Origin of the sequence: Gordonia otitidis (genome assembly GCF_020735545.1) — a bacterium.
In the GTDB taxonomy this organism is placed as follows: Bacteria; Actinomycetota; Actinomycetes; order Mycobacteriales; family Mycobacteriaceae; genus Gordonia; species Gordonia otitidis.
The window spans coordinates 4,136,470-4,152,823 of sequence record NZ_CP085974.1 but is presented as its reverse complement, the minus strand read 5'-3'; the positions used below and the strand labels follow the sequence as shown (position 1 = coordinate 4,152,823).

The 16,354-nt window shown below is 68.0% G+C and carries 15 protein-coding genes and 1 other RNA gene; 10 read left to right on the top strand and 6 right to left on the bottom strand.

From position 1 onward, the window contains the following. The first annotated feature begins 25 nt into the window (after positions 1-25). The 6 genes from panB to LK459_RS19035 all read left to right on the top strand — a co-directional run bounded on the left by panB (position 26) and on the right by LK459_RS19035 (position 7,062). Positions 26-901 carry a 3-methyl-2-oxobutanoate hydroxymethyltransferase gene (gene panB / locus LK459_RS19060; protein ID WP_227920068.1) on the top strand — a complete coding sequence of 292 codons (876 nt, stop codon included), beginning with the start codon at positions 26-28 and terminating at the stop codon, positions 899-901. Between the two features lie 227 nt (positions 902-1,128). Further along, positions 1,129-2,112 carry an alpha/beta hydrolase gene (locus tag LK459_RS19055; protein WP_227920067.1) on the top strand — a complete coding sequence of 328 codons (984 nt, stop codon included), beginning with the start codon at positions 1,129-1,131 and terminating at the stop codon, positions 2,110-2,112. A gap of 90 nt (positions 2,113-2,202) precedes the next feature. Further along, positions 2,203-3,396 carry a serine hydrolase domain-containing protein gene (locus tag LK459_RS19050; protein ID WP_407648646.1) on the top strand — a complete coding sequence of 398 codons (1,194 nt, stop codon included), beginning with the start codon at positions 2,203-2,205 and terminating at the stop codon, positions 3,394-3,396. 98 nt (positions 3,397-3,494) lie between these two features. Further along, positions 3,495-4,544, top strand: coding sequence for a helix-turn-helix domain-containing protein (locus tag LK459_RS19045; RefSeq protein WP_007237729.1), 1,050 nt, complete (start codon positions 3,495-3,497; stop codon positions 4,542-4,544). A gap of 4 nt (positions 4,545-4,548) precedes the next feature. Beyond that, positions 4,549-5,517: a prolyl aminopeptidase gene (gene pip / locus LK459_RS19040; protein ID WP_227920065.1), complete on the top strand. Its 969-nt coding sequence runs from the start codon at positions 4,549-4,551 to the stop codon at positions 5,515-5,517. Positions 5,518-5,565: 48 nt separating this feature from the next. Next, positions 5,566-7,062: a CYTH and CHAD domain-containing protein gene (locus LK459_RS19035; RefSeq protein WP_227920064.1), complete on the top strand. Its 1,497-nt coding sequence runs from the start codon at positions 5,566-5,568 to the stop codon at positions 7,060-7,062. Positions 7,063-7,142: 80 nt separating this feature from the next. Here the strand turns inward: LK459_RS19035 and LK459_RS19030 are convergent, their stop codons facing one another. Continuing rightward, positions 7,143-8,618, bottom strand: a complete 1,476-nt coding sequence (locus LK459_RS19030) for an RNB domain-containing ribonuclease (protein ID WP_227920062.1) — start codon at positions 8,616-8,618, stop codon at positions 7,143-7,145. Between the two features lie 172 nt (positions 8,619-8,790). Between LK459_RS19030 and rnpB the strand changes: the two genes are divergently transcribed. Then, positions 8,791-9,191, top strand: an RNA gene (gene rnpB / locus LK459_RS19025) — RNase P RNA component class A. Between the two features lie 13 nt (positions 9,192-9,204). On the opposite strand, the gene LK459_RS19020 is transcribed toward rnpB, so the two are convergent. From LK459_RS19020 to cobC, 4 genes are all read right to left on the bottom strand, one after another. Continuing rightward, on the bottom strand, positions 9,205-9,894 hold the full coding sequence (locus tag LK459_RS19020) for a histidine phosphatase family protein (RefSeq protein ID WP_227920060.1): 690 nt from the start codon (positions 9,892-9,894) through the stop codon (positions 9,205-9,207). Continuing rightward, positions 9,891-10,628, bottom strand: coding sequence for a zinc ribbon domain-containing protein (locus LK459_RS19015; RefSeq protein WP_007237724.1), 738 nt, complete (start codon positions 10,626-10,628; stop codon positions 9,891-9,893). Before LK459_RS19015 ends, LK459_RS19020 begins: the two co-directional genes overlap by 4 nt. A gap of 70 nt (positions 10,629-10,698) precedes the next feature. Further along, positions 10,699-11,856: a Nif3-like dinuclear metal center hexameric protein gene (locus LK459_RS19010; RefSeq protein WP_227920059.1), complete on the bottom strand. Its 1,158-nt coding sequence runs from the start codon at positions 11,854-11,856 to the stop codon at positions 10,699-10,701. After that, the gene (gene cobC, locus LK459_RS19005) at positions 11,843-12,937 is read right to left on the bottom strand and encodes an Rv2231c family pyridoxal phosphate-dependent protein CobC (RefSeq protein WP_227920058.1); all 1,095 of its coding nucleotides are present in this window, start codon (positions 12,935-12,937) and stop codon (positions 11,843-11,845) included. The genes LK459_RS19010 and cobC overlap by 14 nt, the downstream gene beginning before the upstream one ends. A gap of 120 nt (positions 12,938-13,057) precedes the next feature. On the opposite strand from cobC, the gene LK459_RS19000 reads away from it, so the two are divergent. The 3 genes from LK459_RS19000 to LK459_RS18990 all read left to right on the top strand — a co-directional run bounded on the left by LK459_RS19000 (position 13,058) and on the right by LK459_RS18990 (position 15,335). Next, positions 13,058-13,744 (top strand): HAD hydrolase-like protein, encoded by a 687-nt coding sequence (locus LK459_RS19000; protein ID WP_227920057.1) that lies wholly within the window; start codon positions 13,058-13,060, stop codon positions 13,742-13,744. After that, positions 13,737-14,216, top strand: a complete 480-nt coding sequence (locus LK459_RS18995) for a low molecular weight protein-tyrosine-phosphatase (protein ID WP_227920056.1) — start codon at positions 13,737-13,739, stop codon at positions 14,214-14,216. The genes LK459_RS19000 and LK459_RS18995 overlap by 8 nt, the downstream gene beginning before the upstream one ends. A gap of 96 nt (positions 14,217-14,312) precedes the next feature. After that, positions 14,313-15,335: an SURF1 family cytochrome oxidase biogenesis protein gene (locus LK459_RS18990; RefSeq protein WP_227920055.1), complete on the top strand. Its 1,023-nt coding sequence runs from the start codon at positions 14,313-14,315 to the stop codon at positions 15,333-15,335. Here the strand turns inward: LK459_RS18990 and LK459_RS18985 are convergent. Further along, complete coding sequence (locus LK459_RS18985) at positions 15,313-16,341, bottom strand: cobalamin biosynthesis protein (RefSeq protein WP_007237718.1); 1,029 nt, start codon at positions 16,339-16,341, stop codon at positions 15,313-15,315. The two genes, LK459_RS18990 and LK459_RS18985, sit on opposite strands and share 23 nt — an antisense overlap. Between the last annotated feature and the right edge of the window lie 13 nt (positions 16,342-16,354).

Here is a 16,354-nt window from a genome sequence, read left to right as displayed (position 1 = left end):
GACTCGAGGAAGAAAAGAGACAACGATGTCCCACGAGGCAGCTCATTCCGACGCGCCCATCTACGGCGGCGCCCCGACATCCGGTGACTCGGCTGCGACGCCGCGCCGTCGCACCACTCGCATCCATCACCTCGCTCAGATGAAGGAACAGGGCGAGAAGTGGTCGATGCTCACCGCGTACGACTATTCGACAGCCCGCATCTTCGACGACGCGCAGATCCCCGTCCTCCTGGTAGGCGATTCCGCCGCCAACGTCGTCCTCGGCTACGACACCACCATCCCCGTCTCGATCGACGAATTGATCCCCCTCGCCCGTGCGGTCGTCCGCGGTGCTCCCCACGCACTCGTCGTCGCCGACCTCCCCTTCGGCAGCTACGAGGCGGGCCCGCAACAGGCACTCGAGACGGCGGTGCGCTTCTTCAAGGAGACCGGCGCCCACGCGGTGAAGCTCGAAGGTGGCGAGCGCGTCGCCGACCAGATCGCCACGCTGACCGCTGCCGGCATCCCCGTGATGGCGCACATCGGATTCACCCCGCAGAGCGTCAACGGCCTCGGTGGATTCCGCGTCCAGGGTCGTGGCGACGCCGCCGACCAACTCATCGCCGACGCCATTGCCGTCCAGGAGGCAGGCGCGTTCGCCGTCGTCATGGAGATGGTGCCCGCCGAACTCGCCGCCCAGATCACCCGCAAGTTGACCATCCCGACCGTTGGCATCGGAGCAGGTAACGAGACCGATGCACAGGTTCTCGTCTGGCAGGACATGGCGGGATTCACCCACGGTAAGACCGCCAGGTTCGTCAAGCGCTATGCCGACGTCGGCGGCGAATTACGCACAGCCGCAGCAACTTACGCCGACGAGGTGCGTCGCGGCATTTTCCCTGCGCCCGAGCACAGCTACTGAGTCTCGCGCCGCCGGGTCTCGCGCCCGGCTCGCATCGCTATCGGCGCCAGTGTCCGCAACCGGCGTGAACGACCCCGCACGAGGTGCACACCGCGTGCGGGGTCGTGTCGGCTGAATGGCCGCTCGCAGCGGATTGCGGTCTGGGCGCATCCGCCAGATGGCGGACCACACTGTCCGAACCCGCGTCGTTGTGGCGGTTCCGACTGTGATTCATCGTACGTAGGCTCATGTTCGTGACCGAGACCACGACCGACGGCAGCTGCCGTCCCGGGTTCGACCCGGAACTCAAGGCGGGGCTCGCCGTGGTCGGCGGGGTCTTCCCGCCGACGATCACACCCGATCTCATCGGGTTCATGCGTAAGTCGTACGCCTCGCCGCCGATCGGGCAGATCCTCGCCGGGCGCGCTGTCGATCACCGTGAGTTCGTCGTCACCGGCTACCGCGGCGACGACATCGTCGTCTCGGTCTTCAGTTCGCCGCGGGCCACCGGACGTCGACCGGCCATCGTGTATGCGCATTCCGGCGGACTCATGTTCGGCGACCGCTTCAACGCCCTCGACATCAACCTCGAGTGGGTGGAGCGACTCGGTGTGACACTCGTGTGCCCCGAGTACCGGCTCGCGCCCGAACATCCCGATCCCTACGCACGCGAGGACATGTACGCGGCACTCGAGTGGACCGCACGGCGGGCCGACGAGATCGGTGTCGACCTCGGACGAGTGATGGTCGGCGGTGCCAGTTGCGGTGGCGGCCTCGCCGCGGGTATGGCCCTGGCCGCGCGCGATCGCGAGGGGCCGCCGATCTGCGCGCAATTGCTGGTCTACCCGATGCTCGACGACCGCAACATCACCGCGTCGACCCACCAGTTCGACGGCGTCGGCGTCTGGGACCGGGTCAGCAATGAAACTGGTTGGCGCGCAAGCCTTGCCGACGCATACGGCAGTGCCGACGTCTCGCCCTACGCCGCACCGGCACGCGCGAGGGATCTGCGCGGGTTGCCGCCGGCCTTCCTCGACGTGGGCACCGCGGAGATCTTCCGCGACGAGACCGTCGCCTACGCGCAGGGGCTGTGGGCTGCCGGCGTCAACGCAGAACTCCACGTCTGGCCCGGCGCCTTCCACGCATGCGACATCTTCGCCCAGCACACGGCGTTGGCAAAGGCCATGTTGCGCACCAGATTCTCCTGGATCGAACGCACGCTGGCCGACTGAGACGCCCCCGACAACCCCAGAGAAGAACATTCGCTTCGGCCACACCCGGTCGCAGCGCGATGAATTGCACCCAAGGAAAGGATCGACACGATGAGTGCACCGATGATCGACGCCGACAAGGTCGCCGCAGCAGCAGAGGTGGTGAACGGAGCCGTGCCCGCGGTTCCCGGAGTGGTGGCAGGTGTCACCACCGACCGCGAGAACATCTACCTCGGGGCCGCAGGCAAACGCTCGGTCGACTCCGACGTTCCCATGACCACCGACACCACGTTCGCGATCTTCTCCACCACCAAGGCGTTGACGGCGACCGCGGCGCTGCAACTCATCGAATCCGGGGATCTCGACATCGACGCGCCGGCAAAGAGCTACGTGCCGGCACTCGGTGAACTGCAGGTGATCGAGGGCTTCGACGACGCCGGCGAGCCCATTCTGCGCGCCCCGGCCTCCGACATCACCACTCGCCAATTGCTCTTGCACACAGCGGGACTCGGCTACGACTTCTTCAACGAGACCTACAATCGGCTGGCCACCGACCACGGCCAGCCCTCGATTGTCACGGCAACCATGGAGTCGCTGACCACACCGCTGTTGTTTGATCCGGGAACGCAGTGGGAGTACGGCACCAACATGGACTGGTGTGGACTGGTGGTGGAGGCGATCACCGGTAAGCGACTCGACGACGTGATGAAAGAACGCATCTTCACACCGCTCGGGATGAACAGTTCGTCGTTCCGGCTCACCGCAGACCTCCGCTCCCGTCTGGCCACGATGCACCAGCGCGAGGCCGACAGCTCGCTGCGGCCGCTGCACGACTTCGTGCCGCCCGCCGAACCCGAGGTGCACATGGGTGGCCACGGCATCATCTCCACCGTGGAGGACTACCTGAAGTTCATCAGGATGTGGCTCAACGACGGCCGGTCGGACTCGGGTGAAGAGGTCCTGCGGAGTCAGACGGTCGAGTTCGCAGCGCAGAACCATCTCGGTGATCTGAAGGTGAAGATGCTGCCCGGCGTGATCGCCTCGCTGTCCAACGACGCCGAGTTCTTCCCCGGACAGTCGAAGTCGTGGTCGTTCTCGTTCATGGTCAACGACGAGGAGGCACCGACCGGACGGCCTGCGGGCTCGCTCGGTTGGGCGGGCCTGGCCAATCTCTACTACTGGATCGATCGACGCAACCGCATAGGCGGGTACTGGGCGACCCAGATCTTCCCGTTCGCCGACCCGGATTCCGTCGGCGGCTATCTCGACATGGAGACCGCCGTCTACCGGGCACTGCGCGGCTGAGGACGCACGCCGCCGGACCCGACCGAGTCGTCAAACGGCCGCTCGGGGTCCGGTGGCGCGATACCCTGCTAAGTCACAGCAGGACGAACAGGGGATTCATGCAGGAACTGCTCGGTCGGATCTCGGCGCTCGACCCGAGCGCCAGCCTCGGCATCCGTGTCATCGCCTGCTTCGACGAGCTCATCGTCGGGCAGGTCAACGTGCACGGGCTCCTCGCTGCGGCTGCCGCGTTGGCAGGCTGTCCGGCAGGACTCGACCACGCAGGCGAGATCACCCGGGTGTCATCGATGGGCGAGACACTCGAGCGGAATGCTCCCCCTGCCGTCCCCTCCGAGCGGGTGTCCGACGAGCTGACCGTGTGGATCGAGCGCGAGGGGCAGGCACAACCGAACGACGCGATCATCCTCGAACGTCTCGCCCTCGCGGTCCGAATCCGGTTCACCGACCACGGCCCCGGCTCGGCGACCAGGGACATGCATGCCGTGCTCGACGACCAGATCGACCAACAACGACGTCGTGAAGCCGCCGCGCGCCTTGGATTGTCGGCGGGGACACGCTATCGCGTGGTCGCGGCTCCCCTCTTCGCGCAATGGACGCATTCCGTACCGTGGCCCAGCGATGTGATGACGACCCCGCACGGCACGCTGCACGTGCTCATCGCGCCCGCGTCGACCACCGACGCGCCGGCGACCCCCAGCGGGATCGGCGGGATCGCGCAGATCGACGACCTGCCCTACTCGCTGCGCACCGCCACCATCGCGCTCCGCCTCACCCGCGCACCCGCGCAGGGATCGATCTGTGCCGACGAGTTCGGAGGTCTGATCGACATACTCGCCGACGTCCGCAGCGAATCGTCGAATCCCGATGTCGCAGCCCTGGATTCACTCATGAGAGAGGCCCCCTGGACGTCGGAGACAGTCGACGCGGTGTTGGCCTCCGCGACGGTCCGGCAGGCCTCACGCACGCTCGGAATACATCACTCCACGATGCAGTCGCGCCTGGAGACGATGCGCTCGGCGCTGGGGTTCGAACCGATAGACGGATACGGACGGACCCGGCTCGGCCTCGCCTACCTGCTGTGCAGACTTCGCCGCTCGCGGGTGCTCGACCTACCCGCACCCGGCGCGGCAGCCCCACGCATAGGGTGAACCCATGCGAAGCCTGTACCCGCCCATCGAGCCGTACGCGTCAGGACACCTCGCCGTCGACGACGGCCAGGAGATCTACTGGGAGACCTCCGGCAACCCGAACGGAAAGCCTGCTGTGTTCGTGCACGGCGGGCCGGGCGGTGGCACCTCGGCGGACCAACGCCGCTTCTTCGACCCGGCGCGCTACCGGATCGTGCTGTTCGATCAACGCGGCTGCGGAAAGTCGCGCCCGCACATCGCCGACGGCGCCGACCTCTCGGTCAACACCACACCCAAACTGATCTCCGACATGGAGGCGCTGCGCGAGCACCTCGGCATCGATCGCTGGCAGGTCTTCGGCGGCTCGTGGGGGTCGACGCTCGGTCTCGCCTACGCGCAGACCCACCCCGGGCGTGTCACCGAGTTGGTCCTCCGTGGGATCTTCCTGCTACGCCGCAGCGAAATCGACTGGTACTACAACGGCGGAGCCGCCCACATCTATCCGGATGTATGGGAGTCCTATCTCGCGCCCATCCCAGAGAACGAGCGCGACGGCGACCTCGTCGCCGCCTACCATCGGCTGCTCACCTCGGACGACACCGATGTTGCCGTGGCAGCGGCTCGCGCATGGACCGGGTGGGAGCAGGCGACGAGCTATCTGATCCCCAAACCCGACGAGGCCGCGGCCACCAAGGAGGACGCCGGCGAGCGGTTCGACCTGGCATTCGCCTCGATCGAGAACCACTACTTCATGCACCACGGATTCCTCGACGACGGCCAACTCCTCCGTGACATCGATCGAATCGCCGACATCCCGGCGGTCATCGTGCAGGGCCGCTACGACGTCGTCTGCCCGATGCGCAGCGCCTGGGATCTGCACCGCGCGTGGCCGGCGGCGACGCTGCACGTCGTCGCCGACGCCGGCCACGCGTCGTTCGAGCCGGGCATCGCACACCACCTCGTCGAAGCGACGGATGGTTTCGCCGATCGCTGAGAGGCGTCACCTACACTCGACTCACCGGGATCCCGACAGGAGGATGTGTTGGCCGCACGCGAGCAGGTCGAGGTAGAGCTCAAATTCGATGTCGATCCGGGAATCACCCCGCCCGATCTCCGGGTTCTCCCCGGTGTCGTGGCGGCTGCAGCCCCGGAGACGTTCACCCTCGACGCAACCTACTTCGACACCGAGAACCTCGATCTCGCCTCGAATCGAATCACCATGCGGCGCAGGCGCGGTGGGCACGACGAGGGCTGGCACCTCAAGCGACCCGCCGACATGCCGGGCTCACGACGTGAACTGCAGGTGGGCTTCGACGACGCACCGGCCGACGGCGACATACCGGATGAACTCGTCAACCCGGTGCTGGTCTACACACGGCATCGTCCACTGATCCCGGTGGCAGCGATATCGACGGTGCGGACGATCACCACGTTGCTCGGAACCGATGACGTGAAGCTCGCCGAGTTCGCCGATGACCGGGTGACCGCGCAGTCGCTGCTGCCGGGCGGGACGTCGCAGCAGTGGTCGGAGTGGGAGTTCGAGCTCCTCGAAGGCGGCACCCCCAAGCTATTGAAGGCTGCACACAAGTTGTTGGGAGCCGCGGGCGGCCGGGAGCCGTCGAGCGCGTCGAAGTTGGCACGCGCGATCGGCTCGACCCCGGTGGTCACGCCACCGCAGGCGCTGGGATCACACCCGTCGGCCCTGGAGCTGGTGATCGCCGACGTCACCCGCCACCGCAACTCGCTCATCGCGTGGGACCCGCTGGTCCGTGAGGACGCCGACGACGCGGTCCACCAGATGCGGGTGACCGCGCGACGCCTGCGCAGCGTGTTCTCGGGATTCCCGACTGTGCTCGACGCAGGCCGCACCGAACACATCGCACAGGAACTCAAGCTTCTGGCACGTATTCTCGGCGAAGCCCGCGACTCGGAGGTGCAGTTGCAGATCGACTCCGGTCTGCTTCGCGACGAGGCGGCCTCGGACGCACTCGTGCACGCGTTGGCCGGCAGAGAATCCGAGACCCATGATCGGGCGGTGGCCGCCGCGCATGCCGCGATGGCATCACAACGTTACTTCCGGCTGCTCGACGCCATCGACGAACTGATCGCCGACCCGCCGGCGGGACCCGATGCCGACATCCCGGCAACGACCGCGGTCGACAAGGCGATCAGCAAGAGTCGCAAGCACATCCGCAAGGCGCAACGCACGCTCGCCGAGTTGCCGGAGGGTTCACACGAATGGGCAGAACAGCTGCACGTCATCCGTAAGCGCGCCAAACGTCTGCGCTACAGCACCGACGCTGCCGAACCTCTGCAGAAGAAGAAGTACACGAAGGTCTCCAAGATGGCCAAGGAGATACAGTCAGCGCTCGGCGACTACAACGACTCGCGCATCAATCGTGCCCGACTCGCCGAACTCGCAGCATCCGGTGAACTGTCCGGCATGGACTTGTTCGTACTCGGCCGCATCGACGCACGTGAGCAAGCCGACGCCCACCGGGCGATCGCTGCCTACCGCGAGGCATCCAAAGACCTGTAGCCCCGCACTACCTCTGCTGCGCCCGCGTTCCCCTGATGCGGCGCCATACCTCGTGCGGCGCAGCCGCTGCCGAGGCTAGGTCAGTGTGCCTGTGTCTCCGCGCCGACCGGCGCGAAGCGAACGGTCCGCGACGTGGGGTCGGCCTCGGTGACCACGACCTCGACGCGTGTGGCAGCGGCGAGATCTCCGTCGCAGTCGGCGAGAATCGGCGGGTCGGCGATGAAGATCTTGGCACGCTTCTTCGGCTGGGCTCCCGCCAGGACGACCGCGTCGAAGTGCTCGCCGAGTCGATCGGCGAGGATGACCGCTTCGGCGAGGTCGATGCTCTCCCTGTCCGCCGACGACCCGAGCGAATCCGCCGACCGCAGTATGCCGGGCAGCACCGGCAGTGCACGTGACACCCATTCGGGCACAGGAGTTCCCGACGTGACGGCCAGACACACCTCGGTGGCGAACCGGTCCCCGAGCCGCCGCAGTGGCGCGGTCACGTGTGCGTAGACGCCACCGATGGCCGAATGCACCATGTCGTCGCGGCTGGGCGCAGTGGTCGAGGGCGCGGTGGTCGAGGGCGCGGTGGTCGTGGCCGCGTCGTCGACGCCGAGCGCACGGTATCCCGCGCCCCGCATCAGCGAGCTTGCGCGCGACATCAGCGCCAGGGTCTCCGGCTGGTCGACGGGCAGCTCCGCGAGGAACTGCCCGGGTGTCAGACCCTGTGGCCACTGCACGCCGAGGGCGTCGGCGGTCGCCCTGAGTTGCTCGACCGCATCGACAGGAGCGGGCGGCAGTGTGCGCAGCAGACCGACACCCGCGTCCGCCATGATCGTTCCCGCACACATCCCGGTCAGCAACGACACCTGCGAATTCCACATCTCGGCGGGTGTGCGGGCGGCCAGCGCCAGCACCCACCCGTCGTCGGTGCGAGCGACCTCCTGGTCGGGCAGATCCAATTCGATCGCCCCGCGCGCCAACGCAACTCGACGGCGTAGCTCGGCGAATGCCGGTAGAGCGGAGATCGACGGATGCAGCGTGCGGGCCGCGGCGTCGGCCGACACTCCCGCATAGTCGAGTCGCGCGATCGATTCCACGAGCGCCCGACCCACCCCGACGTCGGTGACCTCGCCGTCGGGGGCGACCCGGATGCTCCACAGCACCGCGGGGCGCGCCACACCGGGCAGCAGCGAGCCCGATCCCTCCGACAGCACTCGCGGGTGCAGTGGCACCGAACCGTCCGGGAAGTAGATGGTCGCACCGCGACGTCGACTCTCGGCATCGAGCGCGCGTTCTGGCAGGACGAGGGCCGCAACGTCGGCGATCGCATAGTGGACGAGGAAACCGTCGCCGTCGAACGACAGCGCAACGGCTTGGTCGAGATCCATCGAGCCGGGCGGATCGATGGTGACCAGCGGGATGTCGCGCCGATCCACGCGGTCCGCCGCGTACGCATCGACAGCATGTTCCGCCTCGTCGAGCGCCGCGGCACCGTAGTCCTCGCAGATCCCGAGTTCGGTGCGGACCGACTCGAAATCGATGTCCGGGGCGGAGAATCTGCGCTGCACGCTTCCGACACTATCGGCGCGACGATACTCATGGTGGCGCTCGTCCATCCCCGCACGTCGACCGGGCACGCCTTGCCGCCGACCGTGCACTCTCTGCCGCCGACCGTGCACTGCCGCGCGTCCACTGTGCGTTCGAGTCGTGCCTGCCGGCGGGCTAAACTACATGGGCGAACGAGTCGGCCGGGCGGCCGCGGCGAGCGGAACGGCCAGTCACTGGAGATGCCGCTCGCCGAGGAAAGTCCGGACTCCGCAGAGCAGGGTGGTTGTCAACGGCAACCCGGGGTGACCCGCGGGACAGTGCCACAGAGAACAGACCGCCGACCGAGGTCGGTAAGGGTGAAACGGTGCGGTAAGAGCGCACCAGCGACGTGGGTGACCATGTCGGCTTGGTAAACCCCACCCGGAGCAAGGCCGAAGCACGGACCGACAGGTGCGTGTGCACGGATGATCGAGGGCTGCTCGCCCGAGTCCGTGGGTTGGCTGCTCGAGGCACCCGGCGACGGTGTGTCCAGATGGATGGTCGCCGCCGACGTCATGTCGGCACAGGATCCGGCTTACACGCCGACTCGTTCGCCCTCGGCCGGGGTCACCCCAGGTGCGCGGTCTCGTTGACCGAACGCACCACCGATCCGCCGTCGGGATAGAACTCGGTCACCGACACCGATGCGAGATCGAGGTGGAGGTGGAACAACAGTTCGGGACCCACTGTGAGGGCGTGCTGCAGCAGGGTCTTGATGGGAGTCACGTGCGACACCACGATCACGGTCTGGCCCGGATATCGGTGAAGCAGTTGGTCTTTCGCCGCGATCACTCGTTGGGCAACCTGGGTGAAACTCTCGCCGTCCGGCGCCGGAACGTCGGGATCACCGAGCCAGCGTGCGTGGATCTCGGGGTCGCGAGCTGCAGCCTCGCTGAACGTCAGCCCCTCCCAGCCACCGAAGTCGGTCTCGATGAATCCGGGCTCGACCGTCACCTCACCGCCGATCCGGTCGACGACGGCCTGCGCGGTCTGGCGTGCACGCTCGAGCGGCGAGCTGACGACGGCCGCGACTCCGGTCTCGGCCGCGATCCGCGAGGCCGCGCCCAACGCCTGCCGCTCCCCCAGTTCCGTGAGCCGGGGATTGCCCCGACCCGAGTAGCGTCGCTCCACCGACAGCGGTGTCTGGCCGTGGCGCAGCAGCACCACGCGCGTGGGGTCTGTTCGCTGCCCCTGCCACGACGGTGCGGTCGGCGTCGCCGCCCCGGTGGTGGCCCTGGTCTGCCCCACCGACGTCACAGCCCCGATTCGTTGGTGCGGACCAACACGGCCCCGCACTCCTCGCAGCGGACGACGTCGTCGGCCGCGGCAGCAGCGATCGACGCGAGGGTGCCGCGATCGAGCTCCATTCGACACGCTCCGCAGCGTCGGGCCCGGAGCAAACCGGCCCCGACCTTGCCTGCGGACCGCTGACGGTCGTAGATGGCGAGGAGTTCTGCGGGCACGTCGCCTGCGATCGCATCGCGCCGCGTCGCGGCGACCTCGCGGTCTGCGTCGATGGTCGCGGAGGCGTCGTCGCGCCGTTTCCGGGCGTCGGCGAGCTGATCCTCGAGGTGTTGGACTGTCGCCGACGCGCGCTGCCGTTCGGATTCGACGGCCTCCTGCCGCTCCATGATGCCGAGAAGATCGTCCTCGAGCATTGCGCGACGTCGTCCGAGACTGGCGAGTTCGTGCTGCAGCTCCGACAAGGCCTTGGGCGCCAGCCCGCCGCCTTCGAGCAGCGCCGAATCCTTGCGTTCGCGGTCGGCCATCCCGGTGACCTCGCTGTCGACGCGCCGGTACTCGCGGGTGAGGTCTTCTGCCGAGATGTCGGCACGCACCAGATCGTCGCGAGTCGAGTCGATCTTGGTGGTGAGCTCGGCGATCTCGACGTCCTCGGGAAGCGACCGCCCCCGATGGTCGACGCGGGCCAGTACGGCATCGGCATCGGCAAGGTCGAGCAGTAGTCGCTGCGCTGACGGATCGGCCTTCACGCGGCGTCGACTTTCATGGGGCCTCCTCGGTACACAGGTTCGGTCAACGGTACGCGGTGACCACGGTGGTTCAGCAATCCGCATGCACCGTGAACGGGTCGGTGGGGGTGGCGAAGACCTCGACGTCCAGCGCGAGCTCAGCCGACAGCAGTTCGGCAACCTGTGTGCACCACGGGAACTCGGTGGCCCAGTGTCCGGCGTCGACCAGCACGGGTCCGCCCACGCGCAGCGCTTCGTCGACGGGGTGATGCCGCAGGTCGCCGGTGAGATAGAGGTCGACGCCGAGACCCCGCACGGTGTCGAGCAGCGAGTCACCCGCGCCGCCGCACACCGCGATCGTCTCGACGACACGGTCGGGGTCGCCGGTCGCGCGAACGCCCCACGGCGACCGCAGCGCGCCCGCCGCCCGTGTCACGAACCGCCCCACTGTCGAAGGTGTGGCGAGTCTGCCCACCCTCCCGAGACCTGTGTCGGCGTCGATGGGTGCCTCGGCGAGGATGTCGAAGGCCGGTTCCTCGTAGGGGTGTGCGGCGCGGAGTGCGCCGAGCACCGATCGTCGCAATCGTCGCTCCGCGACCATCTCCACCCGCGCCTCGTCGACGTGCGTTCGTTCGCCGAGCGAGCCGATCGTCGGATTGGCGGCACCCCGCGCCTCGAACTGCCCGACCCCCACCACCGACCACGCGCAGTCGCGGTACTCGCCGATGGCTCCGGCGCCCGCGGCGAACATCGCCTCGCTGACCTGCTCGGCACTGCCCTCGGGCACCATGACCACCCATTTGTCCATGGGCGGCATGGGGGCGGGATCCACCGGCGACGTGTCGATCACCCCGAGCACCTCCGCGAGCGCGTCCGATACACCCGGCCGCGCGCTGTCGGCGTTGGTGTGCGCGGTGAACAGGGCCGTGTGCGAGCGGATGAGCCGGTGCAGCACACGCCCTTTGGCGGTGTCGGCGGCTACCGTGTCGACACCGCGCAGCAGCAACGGGTGGTGGGCGACGACGATGTCGACGTCCGTCGCGATCGCCGCGTCGACCACCGCGTCGGTGACGTCCACACAGATCAGCGCGCGACCGACCGGTTCGGTGCGGTCGCCGCAGACGAGACCGACCGAATCCCACGATTCGGCCAGCGATGGCGGATAGACGGCGTCGAGTAGATCGGTCACCGTTCCGACCGACGTCGTGCTCGGGGTCGACACGCGCGGGGTGTGATCATCGTCGGTCATCGTCGAGTTCCTTTCGAGCGCGGATCAATGCATCGACCATCAGTCCGACTGTGGCGTCGTCACGCACCGCGAGCCGCAGGTGGTCGGTGCTCAGGCCGACGAAGTTGGCGCAGCTGCGGACGCCGAATCCGGCTGCGCGTAGCGCCTTCTTGACAGCGATCGCCCCCGGGATGTCGATGAGGACGAAGGGAGCGGCGGGGCCGGTGCACACCTCGATTCCTGCGAGGGCGAGTCGGTCGACCATGGCGGCACGGTCGGCGGCGACGACCCGCGCCGCGTCGTCGCAGAAGCGTTGACCCGCGGGCCCGACGCACTGGGTGAGCGCCACCAGCGAGGGAGTCGACAACGGCCACGGCCGACGTCCCCTGTTCAGCCGCGCGACGATCCCCGGCGCAGCGAGCAGGTATCCGGCGCGCAGCCCTGCGAGGCCGAAAGTCTTTGTGATGCTGCGGATCACGACGAGGTCGTCGCCGCGGTCGGATGCCAGTGATTCCGGTTCACGCTCACCGGTTTCCGGATCGAGGGTGAGATCGGCGAACGCCTCGTCGACGACGAGGATTCGGCCGGGTCTGCGCATCGCGTCGAGCGCGGCTCTGCTGTGCAGCACCGACGTCGGGTTGGTCGGGTTGCCGACGACGACGAGATCGGCGTCGTCGGGGATGCGCGTGCCGATGTCGTCCGGATCGATACGCCACGGCGGCGCCAACTCGATCTGTGTGATGCGGATTCCCGCTGCGCGCAGCGCGAGCTCGGGTTCGGTGAAGGACGGCTGCACGAGGGCGGCGTGGCGAATACCGAGTCGCGGCAACATCTCGAATCCATCGGCCGCGCCCGCGAGCAGGAGCACCTCGTCGCGCTCGCGCCGATGGAGTGCGCAGATCGCCTCGAGCGCCGCATCCGTGTCAGCGGCACTCGGATAGGACGCGAGCCGCGAGCAGGCCTCCTCCAGCGCTGTGCGCACGAAATCCGGCGTCCCGCCGCGCACATTGACCGCGAAGTCGACGAGTCCGCGTTCCACGTCGGCGTCTCCGTGCCGGCCGGGGCGGTACACGTTGTCGTCCGGAATCGACTCTGCTGTCATGACTGTCGAGCCTAACCGCCCGGTGCCGGGGTCCCCTGTGGTGCGCGGCAACGCCCGTCCACCCGTGCATGGGGGCATCTCCGCGCGCCCGCGGTCGACCGCACATGTAACGATGGAGATGTGACACACCCGGCAGATCCGCGTGATTCGCGGACCCTCCTGTTGTTCGACCTCGATGGCACCATCACCGACAGTTTCTCCGGCATCGTCAACAGCTTTCGGCACGCTCTTGCCGCGGTCGACGCACCGGAACCACCTGACGACGTGGTCGCGGGGGTTGCGGGGCCACCGATGATCGACACGCTGCTCGGTCTCGGGCTCGACCGGGAGACCGCGGACGAGGCGATGCGGGCCTACCGCGCGCGCTATACCGACGTCGGGTGGCTCGAGAACTCCGTCTTCCCGCACATGAACGAGTTGATCGACGATCTCGCGGCAGCGGGCCGCACGATGACCGTAGCGACGTCGAAGAACGAGAACACCGCACGCGCCATTCTCGAGCACTTCGGACTCGCCGATCGCTTCACCGCGATCTGCGGTGCAAGCGACGACGGCTCGCGCCGCAGCAAGGCCGATGTGATCGCGTGGGCGCTCCGGCAATCAGGAATCAGTCCATCGCCCGAGAGCGGTCTGCCCGACCACCCCGTGGTCATGATCGGCGACCGCTCGCACGACGTCGAGGGCGCGGAGAGCTTCGGAATTCCGACAGTCTTCGTCTCGTGGGGTTACGCTCGGGCGGGGGAAGGGGACGCTGCCACGTGGCGCGTCGATTCTGTCGTCGATCTGCGTGAGGTCTTGGGTGTCTGATCAACTACATGTTTGTTTCGTGTGCACCGGTAACATCTGTCGCTCCCCGATGGCCCAGAACATCTTCCGGTCGGCCATCGACGACGCCGGGCTCTCCGAGCAGGTGCGCGTGACCAGCCGCGGCACGAGCAGTTGGCATGTCGGCGAACCGGCGGACAATCGCGCACGCACCGAGTTGCTCGGTCACGGCTACTCCGACGCACACACCGCGGCCCAGCTCGCACCCGACGACTTCGACGCCGACCTGCTCGTCGCCATGGATTCGGGCCATGCCAGAGATCTCGAACGCAAACGGCTCGGCGATCGTGTCCGTCTGCTGCGCAGCTTCGACCCTGATGCGGGCGACGACCTCGACGTCGCCGATCCGTACTACGGCACCCAGGATGATTTCGCCCTCACCCGCCAACAGATCGAGGCCGCTGTGCCCGGCATGTTGGCGTGGGTCACCGAACGCCTGGACGACCGGCCGTGAGCACCGCACCGGCGACGACCACCGACCCGTCGTGGGTGTGATCAGAAAAGGCGACCAGCACGACATCCAGCCGCGTCAGCTCGGTACCGTTGATGCATGCGCGTTCTGCGGACATTCCTGCGACCTGGGTGGATAGCCCTGGCGGTCGTGGTCGTGGCATTCGCGGCGCTGTGCTTCTCCATCCTCGCCCCGTGGCAGTTGGGCAAGAACAGCAGAACCAGTGAGCGCAACCATCTCATCGAGCAGGCCGTGTCGATAGCACCGGTGCCACTGGCCTCGGTCGCACCTGCCGGCAGCGGATTCCGGTCCGACACAGAGTGGCGTGAAGTGCACATCACCGGGACGTTCCTCACCGACCAACAGGCGCTCGTCCGGTTGCGCTCGGTCGACGAGCGTCCGGCGATCGAGGTCCTCACGCCCTTCCGGGTCGCGGGGTCGGACAGGGTGCTCGTCATCGACCGCGGGTACGTGCGGCCCGAGCAAGGTCAGACGCCCGCCGTTCCGGCACCGCCCGCGGGGCAGGTGACGATCGACGGTCGGATCAGGGCGAGCGAGGGCACGACGCCGGGGCGCGGTGCGGCAACGGTCGACGGCGCCCTGTCGATGTACACGATCGATCCCACCGAGCTGTCGCGTGCCACGACGACGGCGATGGATCCGTTCTACATCCAGATCTCGCCGAACCAACCGGGGGCGCTCGGCGAGATACCGCTGCCCCAGCTCGACTCCGGCCCCTACCTGTCGTATGGGCTGCAGTGGCTCGCGTTCGGCATCATGGCTCCGCTGGGAGCTGGTTACTTCATCTACGCCGAGGTGAGGCAACGTCGACGTGCACGTGCCGGTACGGCCGTCACGCCCCAGACCGCATCGTCGGCCACCGCCACCCGCGCCGACTCCGCAGAGGCGGCCGAGACGGCGTCGGCTCGCGCGGCGTCGATCACGTCGGCGGCCACCTCCGACCGCGCTGCTCGCCGGAAACGGCTGCGGGCCGAGCTGCGCGGCGACACCATCGCCGACGACGCCGTCGACCACGACTCGTCGCGGATCGGGTTGGGTCCTGACACCGATCACGCACCGGACGACGTGCGTGACAAACTCACGCAGCGCTACGGCGGATAGCGTCGCGGCGTGCGCGCACCACGCCGATCACGAACGCCACCACCACGGAGGACACCAGCGCACCGTCCTGCACGCGATGGGACAGGCGCGTCGTCGAATACAGGTCGGCGACCTCGGGAACGCGACCGTCGCCCAGTGTGGGGCGGTCTTCGACACCGTGCGGGTACACGGTCAGACCGCCGAGTCGCAGACCGAGTGCACCGGCAAACGACGATTCGACGACCCCGGCGTTCGGACTCGGGTGGGCCGCGGCGTCGCGCTGCCACGCGCGTCTCGCGCCGACACGGTCGGGTCCCAGCAGAATGATCAGCACGGCGGCCAGGCGAGCCGGCACGACGTTGGCGAGATCGTCGAGCCGTGCCGACGCCCAGCCGAAGCGTCGATATCTGTCGTTGCGGTAACCGACCATCGAGTCGAGTGTGTTGATGGTTCGATACGCGATCAGCCCCGGCACACCTGCTACCGCACCCCAGCACAACGGCGCCACGGCGGCATCCGAGGTGTTCTCGGCGATCGATTCGACTGCGGCGCGCACGATTCCGGCGGTGTCGAGTGCCTCGGGATCACGCCCGCACAGGCTGGGTACGAGAGCGCGAGCGGCATCGACGTCGCCGGCGGACAGACTGTGGGCCACCTCGAGCCCGACACGGTTGAGCGTGGTGCCGCCGAGCACCGACCACGTGGTCGCGGCAACGAGCGCAATGCGCAGCGTCGACGAGTCGCAGCGCCTCGCCAACCGATCGGCACCTGACCCCGCGCCCGTCGCCGCACAGATCGACGTCAGGGCGAACACCACGCCCGCCGCCGTCGAATCGGCGTACCCACGCCGCTCGAGCCCGCCGATCATGCGGCCGAGGCCGGCAACCGGATGCCACCGGCGCGGGTCGCCGAGCGCACGGTCGAGAACGTAGCCGAGCCCGAGTCCCAGCGGTACGTCGAGCGTCGCGGACCGGGGGCGTCGGAGCTGACCGATTCGCGTGAGGGGCCTGGGTCGGACGGCGAGCACCGCGCGATCGTAT